This window comes from Erysipelatoclostridium sp. An15, from assembly GCF_002160675.1.
Classification (GTDB): domain Bacteria; phylum Bacillota_I; class Bacilli_A; order Erysipelotrichales; family Coprobacillaceae; genus Thomasclavelia; species Thomasclavelia merdavium.
On record NZ_NFLA01000001.1, the window covers coordinates 172,039 to 187,838 of the forward strand.

Annotated in this window: 16 protein-coding genes; 3 read left to right on the forward strand and 13 right to left on the reverse strand. The window is 28.3% G+C overall.

The genetic code is table 11. The features are described 5' to 3' along the window. Positions 1 to 22 precede the first annotated feature (22 nt). Positions 23 to 568: a metallophosphoesterase gene (locus B5E92_RS00895; protein WP_087298530.1), complete on the forward strand. Its 546-nt coding sequence runs from the start codon at positions 23 to 25 to the stop codon at positions 566 to 568. 60 nt (positions 569 to 628) lie between these two features. Here B5E92_RS00895 and B5E92_RS00900 read toward each other — a convergent pair whose 3' ends face one another. From B5E92_RS00900 to yqeH, 9 genes are all read right to left on the reverse strand, one after another. After that, a complete protein-coding gene (locus tag B5E92_RS00900; RefSeq protein WP_087298531.1) occupies positions 629 to 961 on the reverse strand; it encodes a helix-turn-helix domain-containing protein in 333 nt (110 codons plus the stop codon). A 331-nt stretch (positions 962 to 1,292) separates the two neighbouring features. Next, positions 1,293 to 2,288, reverse strand: a complete 996-nt coding sequence (locus B5E92_RS00905; RefSeq protein WP_087298532.1) for a metallophosphoesterase — start codon at positions 2,286 to 2,288, stop codon at positions 1,293 to 1,295. A 116-nt stretch (positions 2,289 to 2,404) separates the two neighbouring features. Next, a complete protein-coding gene (locus B5E92_RS00910; protein WP_087298533.1) occupies positions 2,405 to 4,741 on the reverse strand; it encodes a U32 family peptidase in 2,337 nt (778 codons plus the stop codon). Then, a complete protein-coding gene (locus tag B5E92_RS00915; RefSeq protein ID WP_087298534.1) occupies positions 4,742 to 5,437 on the reverse strand; it encodes a 5'-methylthioadenosine/adenosylhomocysteine nucleosidase in 696 nt (231 codons plus the stop codon). Beyond that, the gene (locus B5E92_RS00920) at positions 5,434 to 6,159 is read right to left on the reverse strand and encodes a class I SAM-dependent methyltransferase (RefSeq protein WP_087298535.1); all 726 of its coding nucleotides are present in this window, start codon (positions 6,157 to 6,159) and stop codon (positions 5,434 to 5,436) included. Before B5E92_RS00920 ends, B5E92_RS00915 begins: the two co-directional genes overlap by 4 nt. After that, a complete protein-coding gene (gene rsfS, locus B5E92_RS00925; RefSeq protein WP_087298536.1) occupies positions 6,159 to 6,503 on the reverse strand; it encodes a ribosome silencing factor in 345 nt (114 codons plus the stop codon). Before rsfS ends, B5E92_RS00920 begins: the two co-directional genes overlap by 1 nt. Next, positions 6,496 to 7,593: a nicotinate-nucleotide adenylyltransferase gene (locus tag B5E92_RS00930; protein WP_239406364.1), complete on the reverse strand. Its 1,098-nt coding sequence runs from the start codon at positions 7,591 to 7,593 to the stop codon at positions 6,496 to 6,498. Before B5E92_RS00930 ends, rsfS begins: the two co-directional genes overlap by 8 nt. Continuing rightward, positions 7,593 to 7,880: a ribosome assembly RNA-binding protein YhbY gene (gene yhbY / locus B5E92_RS00935; protein ID WP_087298538.1), complete on the reverse strand. Its 288-nt coding sequence runs from the start codon at positions 7,878 to 7,880 to the stop codon at positions 7,593 to 7,595. The genes B5E92_RS00930 and yhbY overlap by 1 nt, the downstream gene beginning before the upstream one ends. 14 nt (positions 7,881 to 7,894) lie before the next feature. Further along, complete coding sequence (yqeH, locus tag B5E92_RS00940; RefSeq protein WP_087298539.1) at positions 7,895 to 8,989, reverse strand: ribosome biogenesis GTPase YqeH; 1,095 nt, start codon at positions 8,987 to 8,989, stop codon at positions 7,895 to 7,897. A 152-nt stretch (positions 8,990 to 9,141) separates the two neighbouring features. Here yqeH and sigK point away from each other — a divergent pair, with 152 nt between their 5' ends. Then, positions 9,142 to 9,828, forward strand: coding sequence for an RNA polymerase sporulation sigma factor SigK (gene sigK, locus B5E92_RS00945; protein ID WP_087298540.1), 687 nt, complete (start codon positions 9,142 to 9,144; stop codon positions 9,826 to 9,828). Between the two features lie 16 nt (positions 9,829 to 9,844). On the opposite strand, the gene parC is transcribed toward sigK, so the two are convergent. Further along, positions 9,845 to 12,436 carry a DNA topoisomerase IV subunit A gene (gene parC, locus B5E92_RS00950; protein WP_087298541.1) on the reverse strand — a complete coding sequence of 864 codons (2,592 nt, stop codon included), beginning with the start codon at positions 12,434 to 12,436 and terminating at the stop codon, positions 9,845 to 9,847. Positions 12,437 to 12,449: 13 nt separating this feature from the next. Further along, a complete protein-coding gene (gene parE, locus B5E92_RS00955; protein WP_087298542.1) occupies positions 12,450 to 14,378 on the reverse strand; it encodes a DNA topoisomerase IV subunit B in 1,929 nt (642 codons plus the stop codon). A 113-nt stretch (positions 14,379 to 14,491) separates the two neighbouring features. Between parE and plsY the strand changes: the two genes are divergently transcribed. Continuing rightward, on the forward strand, positions 14,492 to 15,100 hold the full coding sequence (gene plsY / locus B5E92_RS00960; RefSeq protein ID WP_087298543.1) for a glycerol-3-phosphate 1-O-acyltransferase PlsY: 609 nt from the start codon (positions 14,492 to 14,494) through the stop codon (positions 15,098 to 15,100). A gap of 53 nt (positions 15,101 to 15,153) precedes the next feature. Here plsY and B5E92_RS00965 read toward each other — a convergent pair whose 3' ends face one another. Both B5E92_RS00965 and B5E92_RS00970 read right to left on the reverse strand, forming a co-directional pair. Then, positions 15,154 to 15,354, reverse strand: coding sequence for a YneF family protein (locus tag B5E92_RS00965; protein ID WP_087298544.1), 201 nt, complete (start codon positions 15,352 to 15,354; stop codon positions 15,154 to 15,156). A gap of 2 nt (positions 15,355 to 15,356) precedes the next feature. Beyond that, positions 15,357 to 15,737: a sporulation inhibitor of replication protein SirA gene (locus B5E92_RS00970; protein ID WP_087298545.1), complete on the reverse strand. Its 381-nt coding sequence runs from the start codon at positions 15,735 to 15,737 to the stop codon at positions 15,357 to 15,359. Between the last annotated feature and the right edge of the window lie 63 nt (positions 15,738 to 15,800).

Consider the following 15,800-nt stretch of genomic DNA (forward strand, 5'->3'; position numbering starts at 1 on the left):
TAAAGGAGGTTTGTTTATTAAAATGAAATTGTTAGTTGTTAGTGATACCCATTTACAAAACGATTTATTTGAGCAGATAACAATGAAATACCCAGACATGGATTTTTATATCCATTGTGGTGATTCGTCGCTAGAACGTGATAATAAACTGCTTAAAGGATATCTTACTGTAAAAGGAAATCATGATGAGGCAGATTTTCCTTTAGAAATTGAGTTTCAAAAAGATAACTATCGTTTTTTAGTTGTTCATGGACAACAACATCAAGTATATCAAGGAGATGATTATTTATATAATTATATGGTAGAGCATAATATTAATATTTGTTTTCATGGACATACTCATGTCCCTTCTTTAAGCAATATAAATAATCATTATATCATTAACCCTGGTAGTGTGATGATAAATCGGGGTTCTTATGGCTTTGGAACATATGCAATAGTTACGATTGAAAATGAAATTGTAGATGTTAAATATTATAATAGTGAAACTTATCAAGAATGTACTGATCTAGTTTTAAGTGACGGTAAATTGGTTTTAGAAGAATTTAAAAAGTTGTTAAAGTTATAAAATAAAAAAGCTGGATCTTGAAATGAACCCAGCTTTTTTAAATTTAAGTAATGCGTTAAATTACTTCTTCATTTTTTCTTCGTTTCTTTTTCTTTTATATTCAATAATAAACATAATCTCTTTTAAATCATCATCAGGTAATTCAGTTAAAAGACGTGCAATATTTGCAATATTATAATAATCATACTTTTTCCCGCTCATTATTTCTTCTACACTTCTACCATACAAGTTAGAAAAAATTCGTAATTCACTAACAGTAATATCTCTTTTCCCGTTTTCTATATCAGAAATAGCTGAATGAGGTACTTTTAAATATGCTGCAACATCTTTTTGTGTCAAATGTTTGAAATTCCGATAAGATTTTAATCTTGCTGCTAAATCTTTATCTATCATTGGTACACCTCCGCTAAATAGATTTTAGCATTTTCAATAATCAGTTGCAACAATATTTTGAATTAAACTAAAAAAATTAGAATTATAGTAAATGTTTTTTATCTTTTTTAGATAATAAACTACATAAACTGTTTAAATATTACAAGTTTATATTTTAAAATTGTCGATATATATTTTAAGAGTTTATACACCCATTGGTTCTTAATCATCAACAGTAGTGTAGTTTATAAAAATTAAATATGATATCATTTTGCCAAAACAATCAAAATTTAATCACTAATTGACAAAAACTCTCTTAGCGTTATTAACATGCTAAGAGAGTTGTAATTAATTAGTCTTCTCTAGTATATTTTTTTACTAAATAAGAATTGTATAAAGCCATAACTGCATCAAGTTCATCTTCAGTTGTTTCAACATCAAAAAATTTTTCCGCTTCAATAGCATTTTCACCATATCCAAAATTATCGATTGTATCAATTTTTTGATAACTAATATATAATTTTTCTTCTTTAAATAATTCTTCAAGTTCTTCTTTTGTATATTTTTTAGAATTTATTTCGTTAATTTTATTTTTTACTTTTTCATAGCATTGATAACTATCTTTCGTTCTTTTTATTTCTATGATATCCTGATAGAGAATTTGGACACCACCGATTAGTTTATTTATATGATAATGTCCTGCAAACCAGGCATCAAAATTTACTGATTCTAAAATATTTTGAAGAAAGTTACATAAGTGAATATATTTTCCATGAGTGTAATAATCCATGATCGGTATATTATATCCTAAATGCATATTTATACTAGAAGGAACATCATGAGTGATAATGTAATTGATTTGATTATGATATTTTTTTAAATTTGCAATAGCATTGTCTATTTCTTCTTGAACTGGTAATTCATCTTGCCACCAGCTAATATTTTCGATGCGATATTCAATGTCGTGAGAAAAAGCACCACCAAAACAAAAATAAGTTTCGTCATTGATCGTCATTATTTCCCCTCTTTTAATATGAAATAGCGAATCGCTTATTTTATGAGCTTTTGCACCAAAAAAATCAATGACTGGATATGTTTTTAACAAATTATGGTTTTCATGGTTACCATCAACATAAACAGTAGTCCAAGGTCTTCTAGAAATCCATTCAATCCATTTTTTATCACGGTTACCACCATTCCATACAAAACCAGCATCTCCACAAATAATTAAGATATCATTTTTAGTTAAATTATTACCTTCATCAAAACATTTAGAATTAAGTTTATCAATATCTATTGGACAATGAATATCACCAGTAATAAATACTCTTGACTTTTTTGTTGTCATATTAATCCCTCTCTTTTTGATTAATAATTATTATCTTTATATTATTATACAATATAAAAGAAAAAACAAAAGTATAGTCCTTACTTATTAGTAATTTCTATTACTCTGTTTTTTTGTTAATCATAAAAATATCCGTTTGTTGGTCTAGTTTTAAGTTTAATTTGACGTGGCTTACCTAAAATAATATTGTTTTGAAAATCATAAAATACTTTTTTACATTCTTCACAATTTTCATCACTAAAAGATAGTAAAATATAGTCAACATCAACATCACTAACGTTTTCCAAATATAAACAATGACTATTAAAGACAAGGTTATTACAATTATCATCTGTTAAAATTGTAAACTTTTCATTTTTTCGATCTACTAAATTATAATGTCCCTGATGACATAAATTACATTTTTCTTTTTTACAGTTAAAATAATAATCACTGATTATACAATGTTTTAAATGCATATTAATAGTTTTTCCATAAGCAACAAGAATTAATTCTTGATTAATATCATTTAAATTATTAATCATATTTTTACTCATTTCTAATGATAATACAGCTGCATAGTTATTAAAATAATTTAATGAATAACTATTATAAAGATTAAAGTTGAAATCTAAAAGACATTTTTTATCATTAAATATTTGTAAAGCACCATAATCCCCTACTAATATTTCATCAACTTTACAGTATAAGTCACTTTCTTTAAATTCATTAAGTTGTTTTGAATTAGATAAAAAACCAGTAAAAGGAACGATTTTTTTATTAAAACCTGTTGCTAAATCAATTGCTTTATCTAAATCTTTAGAAAGTGGAAAATAGTAACGATGAATATCTTCATTAATTAGTGCTTCAAGCTGTTTTAAATTATAGACTCTTACATCAATTCCTTTTATTCTTTTTGGAACATGGTGTAATGATACTTTAGGATATTCAATATTAATTTTGTTTTTAAGTGTTATTTTTTGAATTAGCTGTTCAATTCCTTGACGACGCATTTCGTTAATTTCTTTAATCGGGAAAAAAGCGTTATCAGGGAAATCAATATCAATTTTATTGACATTAAAAACAGTATTTCCTAATTTAGTTAATTGTTTAAAAATTCTTTGTGTGTCTAATGGTACATTTGAAGCTAATTCGATTTTTTGATTTGATTTTATTGTTATAATCAGATCTTGGTATTTTATTGTTAAAAGCGGTGTAGAATTTAGGGATCCTATAAATATCATATCGATTGGATTTTTAATATTTTCATTGTTGTAGCTGGCTTTTGCTTCTTCAATTAAATTATTATCGATTATTTTAAAAACTTTTTCATTAGTTTTAACCGGTTGATTTAATTCAATTTCTACAACTTTTCCCTTTTGGCTTGAATTTACAAGTCGTCCTTTTTCAAATAATTTTGTAATTGTTCTCATTAATTCAATACTAGCAAAATTAATGCGATCACCCTGTTTTAATTCATTTAGCAATTTTAATTTAACAATTCTTTTTTTACCATCGTAACTAATAACCTTTGCTACTTCAATACCACGATTACCAGGAAAATCCTTCGCCATAAAACTTTGATCATTTAATAAATAACCACCTGTAAAACCTCGATTAAACATTTTTTTCATTTTCAAAATTCTTTCAGGTATATTATTTAATTTTTTTGAATGACAATAAGCATCAATTGCTTCACGATACTGTTTAACTACAATGGCAACATATTCAGGCCGTTTCATTCGCCCTTCAATTTTAAATGAAGTAATCCCTGCTTCTATTAATTGATCAATATTTTCAATCGTGCATAAATCTTTTGGCGATAATAAATATAAAGGTTGTTCATTTAAATCTTGACCATTTTTTTGTAATTTGTAAGCTAAACGGCAAGGCTGACCACAAGCACCTTTATTACCGCTTCTTTTAGCAATCATACTTGACATCAAACATTGCCCTGAATATGACATACAAAGAGCTCCATGAACAAATACTTCAATATCTAAATCAGTATTTTGGCATATATTTTTGATTTCAGCGACTGTGTTTTCTCGAGCTAATACTACACGGTCAACACCTTTTTCCTCAAAATATTTTACCCCTTCTAAATTATGAACACTAGTTTGCGTTGACATATGAATTTCAAATTGAGGAAAATATTTTTTTACATAATCCATCAAACCAATATCTTGAATAATTAATGCATCAACGTTAATATTCGCTAAAAACAAAAGATAGTCATGGAGTTGTTTAAATTGATTATCTTCATATAATGTATTAACAGTGACATATATTTTAACATTTCTTAAATGACTATAATCAACTGCTTTTTGTAATTCCTCACGGTTAAAATTAGTGGCAAAAGCTCGAGCACTAAACTCGTTACCACCTAAATAAATGGCATTAGCGCCGTTTTGAATAGCAGCAACTAATGCCTCATAACTACCTGCTGGTGCTAGTAATTCTATATTTTGCATTTATTTATGCTCCTTAACTAAAGTAAAACAAAATTCTGCTGATGTTGAAGCGGCTTTTTTCAAATATTCATCAAATTGGATTGATGAATCACCTTTTCCATAAACATCACTTAATGATCGAGTAATTATAAATGGAACATTAAACTTATAGCATGTTTGTCCAACAGCTGCAGCTTCCATTTCAGCACATTTTGCATCACTGAAATTTTTCTTAATAGTATCTACTTGAGCTTCTTTAGCAATAAACTGATCACCAGAAACAATTAACCCTGTTTCACATCTTTGATTAAGTTCTTTTAAAATATTTTTAGCTGTCGCAATTAAATCTTTGTTAGCAGGAACACGTGCTGGCAAACCAGGAACTTCACCAATGATTCGATTAGGAAAAACAGTTATATCAAAATCATGCTGACAAACTTCATTTGAGATAATAATATCCCCTACTTCTTGATTTAATGATAATCCACCGGCAGATCCAATATTAATTACATAATCAATTGGAAAATTTGTAAGTAATAATGTAGTACAAATAGCTGCATTTACTTTCCCGATTCCACCTTGTAATAATACTACTTCTTTATTAGCCATTGTTCCTTGATAAAAGGTACAGTCAAGAATCGTTTTTTCTTCATGAATTTCAAGAAAATCTTTTATAGCTGCAACTTCTTCTTCCATTGCACCAATAATACCTATCATTTAACTTCCTCCCTTGTTTTATGACAAACAAAAATAATTCGTTGACTTTCTTGGTGATATGGTTCAAATTCACCATAATATTCAACTTTATTAAAACCAGCTTGTTTTAATAGATTTAAATATGTGTCAATATCATAAGTTTGTTGATGATGGACTTCTTGAACGTGATCATTGTTTTCTTTATCAATAATTTCAACGTAATGTTCTACTTTTCCTGGAGCCACTTTTTTTACAGCCCATTTAAAATAAAAATCATCATCATTTTCTTCTTCAAGATAATTATCTAAAATCTGGTCTGTTTTATATAGACTATTAACATCAAAAATAAAAGTGCCATTATATTTTAAAGAATCATATACGTTTTTAAATGTTTTTAAAACCTTTTTCTTACTTAAAACATAATTTAAGGAATCACATAAACATAAAACCAGATCAACTGCCTGATTAGTTTCAAAATCAGTCATATCAATTCTACCTAATAGTAAATCAACATTAGCATCCATTGCTTTCATTCTAGCAACTTCAAGCATATCCTTTGATAAATCAGTTGCATAAACTTGTTTTTTATCTTTAGCCAATAAAATAGCTATTTCTCCTGTACCACATCCTAGTTCAAGAACACTTTTAAATTTAGCGTGCTGATTAATGAATTGATAATAATCCTGATAAAACCGGTCATCCATTAAACTATCATAATAGTAAGCAAAATTTTCATATGACATTATTGTAAATACCCAGAAATATCAATTTTTGGCATGTCAGCCCATAATTTTTCTAAATTATATACTTCACGTTCATCGATATCGAAAATATGAACAACGATATCACCAAAATCCATTAATAACCACTTACTATTGCGACGTCCTTCAATTCTTTTAACTTCGTATCCATGTTCATGACATTTTTCTTCAACACTGTCACGTAATGCGTTCATTAATCGTTCATTTTCAGCTGAACAAATAACAAATGTATCATACATTGGACTTGCAAGTTGCATATCGATAGCCACAATATCTTTACCTAATTTATCATCTAATGCTTTTACAATTATTTCTAATTTATTCATTTATATCTCCTTTTACGTATTTGTTATAAATTTCAAAAAAGCTTTTATCAATTTCTCGTCCTTTTTTAGAAGAAAAATCATAAAAATCTTGTAAACAAGCCTTAAAACCTGCAACGATATCTTTTTTACATAATGCAATTTCTTTTGATGAATCGTAATCACGGCTAGGATCATATTTATCAGCTGTATAAATACACATATCTAATTTAGCCATATTTAATGATGCTGTTGTGTGATGTCTAATTGCTTGTAATATTTCTTTATCATCAACTAAATATTCAGTTTTAGCAACATATTCAGATAACCATTGATGCCAAACCGGAACTGGTTTATCGATATATGCTGGATAATGGTCTTGCATTATTTGTAAAGCTTTATCATATTCCATTTCTTTAGCAATATCATGTAACATACCAGCAACATAAGCTTTTGTTTCATCTAAATCATTTTTTTTAGCAAATTTTTTAGCTAGTTTAGCCATACTTACTGTATGACGATAACGTTTTTTAGACATTTTACTTTTTATAATAGTTTCTAAATAGATCCCATTATTTACTATGTATTTCAATACTTCAGGATTTAAAGCATGTAAATTACCATTTCGAATATGTTTACTAGCATCATCGGTTGCTACTAAATCTAACTTAATAAAATGGTATTTTTTAATATTTTCATTTGTTTGATAACCAATTCGATCAAATACAACTAACTGGACTAATTCGCTTATTTCCTTTGCAGCTAACCATTTATGAAAAAGACTAGCTTGATCCATTCCCATAATAAAGTATAGCTGATCGTTAGGATAAATTGTTTTTAAATATTTTATTGTATCAATTGTGTAGTTTTTTTCTTTGTTTTTTTGTTTTATTTCATAATCACAAATTTCAACTTTAGAATAACGTTCTAGCGCAATTTCTAACATTGCAAGGCGTTGTTTTTTAGTTGCTCCCGATGAATCTTTCCAAGGATTATTAGCAGTAGGAACAACTAAAATTTTATCTAATTCTAATTGTCTGATTGATTCTTCAATTACGCGAACATGAGAACGGTGGATAGGATCAAAACTACCACCAAAAATACCAATTTTCATTATGGTAAACGATAAATTTCTTTTTCGCTAGGTCGATATAATAAAATAGTGCGACCTAATATTTGAACTACATCAGCTTTTGTTCTCATGCTCAATTCGATTGCAATTTCATTTTTTGATTGCATACAAGATTCTAGAATTTTTACTTTAATTAATTCATGAGCTGTTAAGGCATCATCAATACTATCAACTTGACTTTGATGAACACCGTCTTTACCAATTTGAAAGATTGCATTTAAATTATGACCAATCCCTCTTAAATATCTTTTTTGTTTTCCTGTTAACATAAATTCTATCCTTTCTATATCAATGCTTCTCTTATAAATACCCCAACACTTTTAGGTGCATGAATTTTTATATTGCCACCAGGACAATTTATACTTACAAAACCTAAACCAGAAATGACAATATCAACTTTATAATTTGGAAGTTTAAATACATGAACAGCCATGTCATTAATATCTTTTATTGATTCAATTTCTGGTTGTAATGTTAAATGTCGATTGTATAAAGCATCACCATTACTTAATTTTGTACGATTAATTTTTAATCGTTTTGGGAAAAAACAAGTAAATGAAGTTTTTTCACCTTTAATATAATCTAAACGAGCTAGACCACCAAAGTACAAAGTTTGTTGAGAATTTAACTGATAACTAATTGGCCGCAACTCACTTTTAGGAATAATTATTTTTAAATCTTCATCTTTAACTAAATGAGCAATTTGATGTTCATTAATTATTCCTGGTGAATCATATAAATAACTGTCATCATCTAACGGTATTTCAATTAAATCCAATGTAGTACCAGGAAATTCACTAGTTGTAATTAGATTTTCGCTTTGACTATAATGTTTTAATAATGCATTTATCAATGATGATTTACCAACATTAGTAACTCCAACAACATAAACATTTCTGTTGTTACGATATTGTTCAATTTTATCAATTAATAAATCAAGATTATAATTTTTAACAGCACTCGATAAAATAACATCTACCGGTTTAATTCCTGATTCTTTTAATTGGCGTCTTAACCAGTGTTCAATTTTAATATCTTTAACTGATTTTGGTAAAACATCACGTTTGTTACCTACTACTAAAATATCATTGTTGTTTAAATGTCTTGTTAGACCATTGATGATACTGCCATTATAGTCAAATAAGTCAACTATATAAACAACTAAACAATTATGGTTTCCTATTTCTTGCAATATCTTTAAAAAATCATCATTAGTTAAACTAGTTTTTTGTAATTCATGATAATTTTTCAAACGAAAGCAGCGTTTACAAAGAATTACATCTTTATTTAAAGCATTTTTAGGAACGAATCCAATTTTCTTTTCATCTTCACTTTGAATAACGGCTCCACAGCCAAAACATCTAATTTCTTCTGTCATATACTCTCCTTTTTAAACCACAACCATTGTACCTTATTTTAATATGATTTTAAAGTACAAGAATTAAAAATATATTTACTAATAAAACTAAATTTGTATTATTATGTCATAAAAACTGTTTGCTTTCGTAAAATGTATCAGAGGTGGCAATAATGTTTTCAATGTTATTACAATTATTAACTAATGGCTTTTTTTTATCTTATATCAAATCTAAATCATTTGAACTACCCTTGAGTGCTAAAGAAGAAGAAAAATATTTAGAGCGCTTTTTTAATGGTGACCAGGATGCTCGAAATGTTTTAATTGAACGTAATCTTAGATTAGTAGCCCATATTGCAAAAAAATATGAGAATAGTAAAGATTTACAAGAAGACTTAATTTCCATTGGTACAATTGGACTAATTAAAGCCGTTGATAGCTATAAACAAAATCATAAAACCAAGTTAGCAACATATGCTTCTAGATGTATTGAAAATGAGATTTTGATGCATTTAAGAACTAATAAAAAAACTAGTTTAGATGTATCTTTAAATGAAACCATTGGTATTGATAAAGATGGCAGCGAAATAGTTTTAGGTGATATTTTAAGCACTAATCAAGAAGAATTTATTGATATAGTTGATCGTAATGATACCATCGATAAATTTAAAACATATTTTAATATTCTTGATGGTCGTGAAAAAGATACTTTAATAATGCGTTATGGTTTAAATAATACTAAAAAATATACCCAAAAAGAAATTGCTAAAAAATTAAATATATCACGTTCTTATGTTTCTCGCCTTGAAAAAAGAGCGTTAATTAAATTATTGCGCGAATATATGAAAGAAAAACCGTAAAAATAAATTTACGGTTTTAAAAATCATCTTCATTTAAAAGATCCGCTAAACTAATCTTTTCATATTTAGTCTGATTATTATCTTGCGATTTTTTTTCATCAGCATTATCTTTTAAATCATCTAATAAAGTTCTTTCTTTTGGTTGTTCAAACACTTTTTGATCAACTTCGATTTTTTGTTCAGGATGATAATCATCGGTTGTAATTGGTTTATCGATATATACATCCCCAATCATTTGTATTTTTGTAAGTTTATTGCGAACAGTTGGTTTTTGAACTAAATTAGCATAATTAAAGTCAGTTGCTTTATAACTATAAACAGTTTGATCATTTAAAATAATTGAAAATTCTTGATTATTATCAACTATTTTTGCATCTTTAACATTAATTATCTTACTTTTAGGATTTTTGTATAATAATACACCTTTTTTAGTACGACTTGATGGCGTAATATCACTTATTTTAATTCGTTTAATGCCATTTTCATCACTAATAACAATTAAAGAACAATTAGCCATTGGATTAAATATATTAAGACTAACTAATTCATCATTTTTCAAATTAGCAGCTTTAACTCCAGCAGCTTTAATACCCACAGTAGAAACTTCTTGTTCAGAATATAAAATACCATAACCAGCTTTAGTTGTTAAAACAACTCCTTGATTATTATCAGTTAATTTAACCCCGATTACTTGATCATTATCTTTTAATTTAATACATTTTAATGGTTTTGTATAACGAGATACTTTAAATTCTGATAAAGCCGTTCTTTTTATTTGACCATTTTTAGTTGCGAGTAAAACATATAATGGTAAATTAAAATCTTTTACTAAAATAGACCCAATTATTTTTTCATTAGAATTTAATTTTATCAAATAGCTAATATGTTTACCGGCATCTTTCCATTTAAATTCATCAATTTTATAAACAGGAACAAATAGATAGTTACCAGCATCAGTAAATAATAATAAATGATCAAGGGTATTAGCTTTATATAGTGCTACTAAATAATCGTTTTCTTTTTTACCAAATGGCGTTCCTTCGCTTGCTTTTAAAGAACGAGTACTAATTCTTTTAATATAACCATCTCTTGTAATTGAGACATTAGTATCTTCTGATAAAATCATTGCTTGTTCATCAATTTTAATTTCTTGAATTTCATCACGGATTTTTGAAAGACGTGGCATTGGATATTTTTTCTTTACTGAATTTAAACGATCAATAATAACTTTATGTAAAACTGATTCGCTATTTAATATACTTTGTAAATATGTAATTTGTTCATCTAATTGCTTATTTTCATTTTCTAAAGTTACAATATCAGTATTTGTTAAACGATATAATTGTAACATTACAATAGCTTCAGCCTGTTTTTCAGTAAAATCATATTTAGCAATTAAATTTTTCTTAGCATCAGCTTTATCTTTAGATTGACGAATAGTTTTTACAACATCATCTAAAATAGAAATTGCTTTAATTAAACCTTCGACAATATGTTTTCGATTATTAGCTTTATTTAAATCATATTGACAACTACGAGTTACAACATCGATTTGATGAGCAATATATCCATCTAAAATTTCTAAAATACCCATTAATACAGGTCTTTTATCTTTAATTGCAACCATGTTGTAATTGTAATTTTTTTGTAAATCAGTATTTTTATATAAATAGTTTAAGGTATTTTGTACGGAAATATCTTTTTTTAAGTCAACAACGATTCGTAAACCACTACGGTCTGATTCATCACGAACTTCGATAATTCCATCAACATGACGATTAAAACGAATTTCATCAATTTTTCTAACTAATTCGCTTTTATTAACTTCATATGGGATTTCACTAATGACAATTTTGTTCATGTTTTTTTCTTCAACGATTTCTGTTTTACTACGAACAATTACTTTGCCTTTACCAGTTTTAAAAGCTGATAAAATTCCTTGTTTCCCTTCAACAATAGCTCCAGTTGGGAAATCAGGTCCTTTTATATAATCCATAATTTTTTCTAAAGTACATTTAGGATGTTTGATACGATAAATGGTAGCATCAATTACTTCTTCTAGATTATGAGGTGGTATTTCAGTTGCATAACCAGCTGAAATACCAGTTGCTCCATTAACTAATAAATTAGGGTATGCTGCTGGTAAAACAGTTGGTTCGTATTCAGTATCATCAAAGTTTAATGACATTAATACAGTATCTTTATCTAAATCCTGTAATAATTCTTCAGCAATTGGTGCTAATCTTGCTTCAGTATAACGCATTGCTGCTGCAGGGTCATTATCAATAGAACCATTATTACCTTGCATATCTACTAATGGTGCGCGCATTTTCCAATCTTGAGATAAACGAACCATGGCATCATATACTGAAGCATCACCATGAGGATGATAGTTACCAATAACATTACCGACTGTCTTAGCTGACTTACGGTATGGTTTTGAATGTAGATTTCCTTCTTTATACATTGAATAAAGGATTCGACGTTGAACTGGCTTTAACCCGTCTCGAACATCAGGTAATGCCCGATCCTGGATAATATATTTAGAATATTTACCAAAACGGTCCCCCATTATGGTTTCTAATGACATAATTATTTTTTTATCCACAATATCAATCTCCTTAATCAATACTATAATTATCTTCTAATGTAAATTGAACATTTTGTTCAATCCATTCTCGTCTAGGTTCTACTTTATCACCCATTAATACAGATACTCGTCTTTCAACAATAGCAGCATCATCAATAGTTACCTGGATTAGTGTTCTTGTTTCTGGATTCATCGTAGTTTCCCATAATTGAGAGGCATTCATCTCACCAAGACCTTTGTAACGTTGAACAGTATATCCGCGGCCAATTTTCTTTTTAGCCGCTTCTAATTCATCGTCTTCCCAAGCATAAATAATTTCTTCTTTTTTACCAGTTTTTTTAGAAACTTTATATAATGGCGGTAAAGCGATATATACTTTTCCGGCTGTAATTAAATCGCGCATATAACGATAGAAAAAAGTTAATAATAAAATTTGAATATGAGCACCATCAGTATCAGCATCGGTCATAATAATAACTTTATTATAATTACTATCTTTTTCATTAAAGTCTGGGCCTACTCCAGCTCCGATAGTGTTAATAATTGTTGCGATTTCTTCATTTTTTAAAATATCAGCCATGGCTGCTTTTTCGGTATTTACTACTTTACCACGTAACGGCAAGATTGCCTGATACTTACGATCTCGTCCTTGTTTAGCACTACCACCAGCTGAATCCCCTTCGACTAAATATAATTCTTTTAGTTTTCGATCTTTAGATTGTGCTGGTGCAAGTTTACCACTCAAGATTTTTTCCTGGCGATTTCCTTTTCCTTTACGAGCTGCTTCACGAGCTTTTCTAGCCGCATCACGTACTTGAGCAGCTTTAATCATTTTTTTAACTAATGTATCTGCTGTTTCTTTATTTTCTTCTAAATAGTAACTTAATTTTTCATAAACAACAGTATCAACAACATTTCTTGCTTCCGGTGTTCCTAATTTTGATTTGGTCTGTCCTTCAAACTGTAAAAAATGTTCTGGAACTTTAATTGAAATAATAGCTGACAATCCTTCACGTACATCGTTACCTTCTAAATTTTTATCTTTTTCTTTTAATAGACCGTATTTTCTAGCGTATTCATTAAATGTACGCGTTAATGCAGTTCTAAAGCCAGTTTCATGAGTTCCCCCATCACTAGTTCGAACCAGATTAACAAAAGATAATGTATTTTCCTGGTAACCACTTGTAAATTGCATTGCTACATCGACTTCAATTTCATTGTTTATTCCTTCAATACTAATGATTTTATTTAAAGTTTCTTTTTCATAGTTTAAATATTCAACGAATGCTGTTAAACCATTTTCATATTGAAAAGTTTCTTGTTTATCAGTTCTTTCATCAAATAAATCAATTTTAATGCCTTTTAATAAAAAAGCACTTTCCATTAATCGTTCACTGATAGTTGAATAATTAAATTCAGTAATTGAAAAAATAGACGGATCAGGTAAAAAATGAATTGTTGTACCTGTTGTATTAGTTTTACCTATTACTTTTAATTTACCAATTTTGCTTCCACCATCTTCAAAAAGCTGAAACCAGATTTTTCCATCACGGTGAATTGTTACTTCTAACCATTTTGAAAGAGCATTTACAACAGATGCCCCAACCCCATGTAAACCACCTGAAGTTTTATAACCACCATCTTCATTAAATTTACCACCTGCATGAAGAATAGTTAAAATAACTTCTGTAGTTGGTCTTCCTGAAGCATGCATACCTGTAGGCATTCCGCGCCCATGATCAGCTACCTTTATACTATTATCTTTACCAATAGTAACCTGGATATTGTCACCGTAACCAGATAATGCTTCATCAATTGAGTTGTCAACAATTTCCCATACCAAATGATGTAAACCACGGCCATCGGTAGAACCAATATACATCCCTGGTCTTTTTCTAACTGCTTCTAACCCTTCAAGGATTTGAATATTAGACTCATCATATTTCTTCTTATTTGCCATATAATTCAATTGCCTCCTTTAATCGCTTGTTCTATTATACCTAAGTTCAATGTTTTTTTCAAAGATTATTGCATTTTTACAACGATAATATATAATAGGTTGTGGTGATAAAATTGGATATAATAATTTCAATAATTTTAATTATTTGCGGATATCTCTATGGTTCGATACCTTTTGCATTAGTAATTGGTAAGCTATTTTATAAAACAGATGTTCGTAATTATGGTTCAGGAAATCTAGGGGGAACAAATACTGGCCGTGTTTTAGGGAAAAAAGCAGGTGTTGCTGTTATTTTACTTGATGCATCAAAAGCATTAATTGTAACTTTGTTAGCACGTTATATTTTAAATGCTCTAAATTTAAATAGCGATGTTGCCTACATATGTGCGTTGGCTTGTGTAATCGGGCATTGTTACCCAATATTTGCTGGTTTTAAAGGTGGTAAAGCTGTATCAACCGCTATTGGATTTTTCTTTACAGTTACACCACTTGGATCAATTTTAGCTTTATTAGTTTTCTTTATTGTTCTAAAAATCAGTAAGTATGTATCGTTATCTTCGGTCCTTGCATCGGGATCAGTATTATTTGCAGTCCCATTTTTAGATATTTCTTTAGTGGGAAAAATTGTTGTCGCAGCAGTTATTTTAATTTTGATTTATCGACATCGTTCAAATTTAAAACGAGTTATTAATGGAACTGAATCTAAAATCAAGTGGATGTAATATTAGAAGCTAGTAATTAGCTTCTTTTTTTACAAAAAAATAAGGGTTGCCCCTTATTTATATTGTGCCATAACCGAAGACATAATTCTTTTGATTTGTGCTTCACTAGGTTTACGACCCATTTCCATATACATAGCACGAATCATCTTTTCGTTAATTGGCGGATTTTTTTGTAATTGTTTTTTAAACACATAACGTGCACCAAAGAATCCAACAATGGCACCGATTATAAGTCCAATAATGGCATTAAGCATCTTTATACCTCCACATTTTTAGATTGCTCCACCATTATAACATAACTTTTTGATATTTGGTATATAATGTCCATAAATATGTTTGTTTTTTTATTTGCTTCAACAACTATGTAATAATCATAAACAATACAAGTAAGACGTTCTTTAGTTAATTGATTATCTATATAATGTTTATTTTTTTCGCGATGATAATCATAACGATTTTTTAATTTATACTCAATATAATCACTAACTCCCTCATTTGGTTGAAAGAAACATTCCATTTGTTTAGAAAAAAAATTATTTTTTGGTTCTAGATTAATAAGCATTTCTTTTATTTGGGGATATTGTTTTAATAGTTCATGGACATTATGATTCAGTTTATATATTTTATATCTTTTCATTTATACCACCATTTATAGCTTAACAAAAAGAAAATAAAAATAATGTCAAAATAGCAAAAAATC

Excerpts from the sequence above, each read along its gene's own strand:
- sigK (WP_087298540.1), top strand. The coding sequence starts at position 9,142 with ATGTTTTCAATGTTATTACAATTATTAACTAATGGCTTTTTTTTATCT.
- parE (WP_087298542.1), bottom strand. The coding sequence starts at position 14,378 with ATGGCAAATAAGAAGAAATATGATGAGTCTAATATTCAAATCCTTGAA.
- B5E92_RS00895 (WP_087298530.1), top strand. The coding sequence starts at position 23 with ATGAAATTGTTAGTTGTTAGTGATACCCATTTACAAAACGATTTATTT.
- yhbY (WP_087298538.1), bottom strand. The coding sequence starts at position 7,880 with ATGTTAACAGGAAAACAAAAAAGATATTTAAGAGGGATTGGTCATAAT.
- B5E92_RS00970 (WP_087298545.1), bottom strand. The coding sequence starts at position 15,737 with ATGAAAAGATATAAAATATATAAACTGAATCATAATGTCCATGAACTA.
- B5E92_RS00915 (WP_087298534.1), bottom strand. The coding sequence starts at position 5,437 with ATGATAGGTATTATTGGTGCAATGGAAGAAGAAGTTGCAGCTATAAAA.
- B5E92_RS00920 (WP_087298535.1), bottom strand. The coding sequence starts at position 6,159 with ATGTCATATGAAAATTTTGCTTACTATTATGATAGTTTAATGGATGAC.
- B5E92_RS00930 (WP_239406364.1), bottom strand. The coding sequence starts at position 7,593 with ATGAAAATTGGTATTTTTGGTGGTAGTTTTGATCCTATCCACCGTTCT.
- yqeH (WP_087298539.1), bottom strand. The coding sequence starts at position 8,989 with ATGACAGAAGAAATTAGATGTTTTGGCTGTGGAGCCGTTATTCAAAGT.
- B5E92_RS00965 (WP_087298544.1), bottom strand. The coding sequence starts at position 15,354 with ATGCTTAATGCCATTATTGGACTTATAATCGGTGCCATTGTTGGATTC.
- rsfS (WP_087298536.1), bottom strand. The coding sequence starts at position 6,503 with ATGAATAAATTAGAAATAATTGTAAAAGCATTAGATGATAAATTAGGT.
- B5E92_RS00910 (WP_087298533.1), bottom strand. The coding sequence starts at position 4,741 with ATGCAAAATATAGAATTACTAGCACCAGCAGGTAGTTATGAGGCATTA.
- B5E92_RS00905 (WP_087298532.1), bottom strand. The coding sequence starts at position 2,288 with ATGACAACAAAAAAGTCAAGAGTATTTATTACTGGTGATATTCATTGT.
- B5E92_RS00900 (WP_087298531.1), bottom strand. The coding sequence starts at position 961 with ATGATAGATAAAGATTTAGCAGCAAGATTAAAATCTTATCGGAATTTC.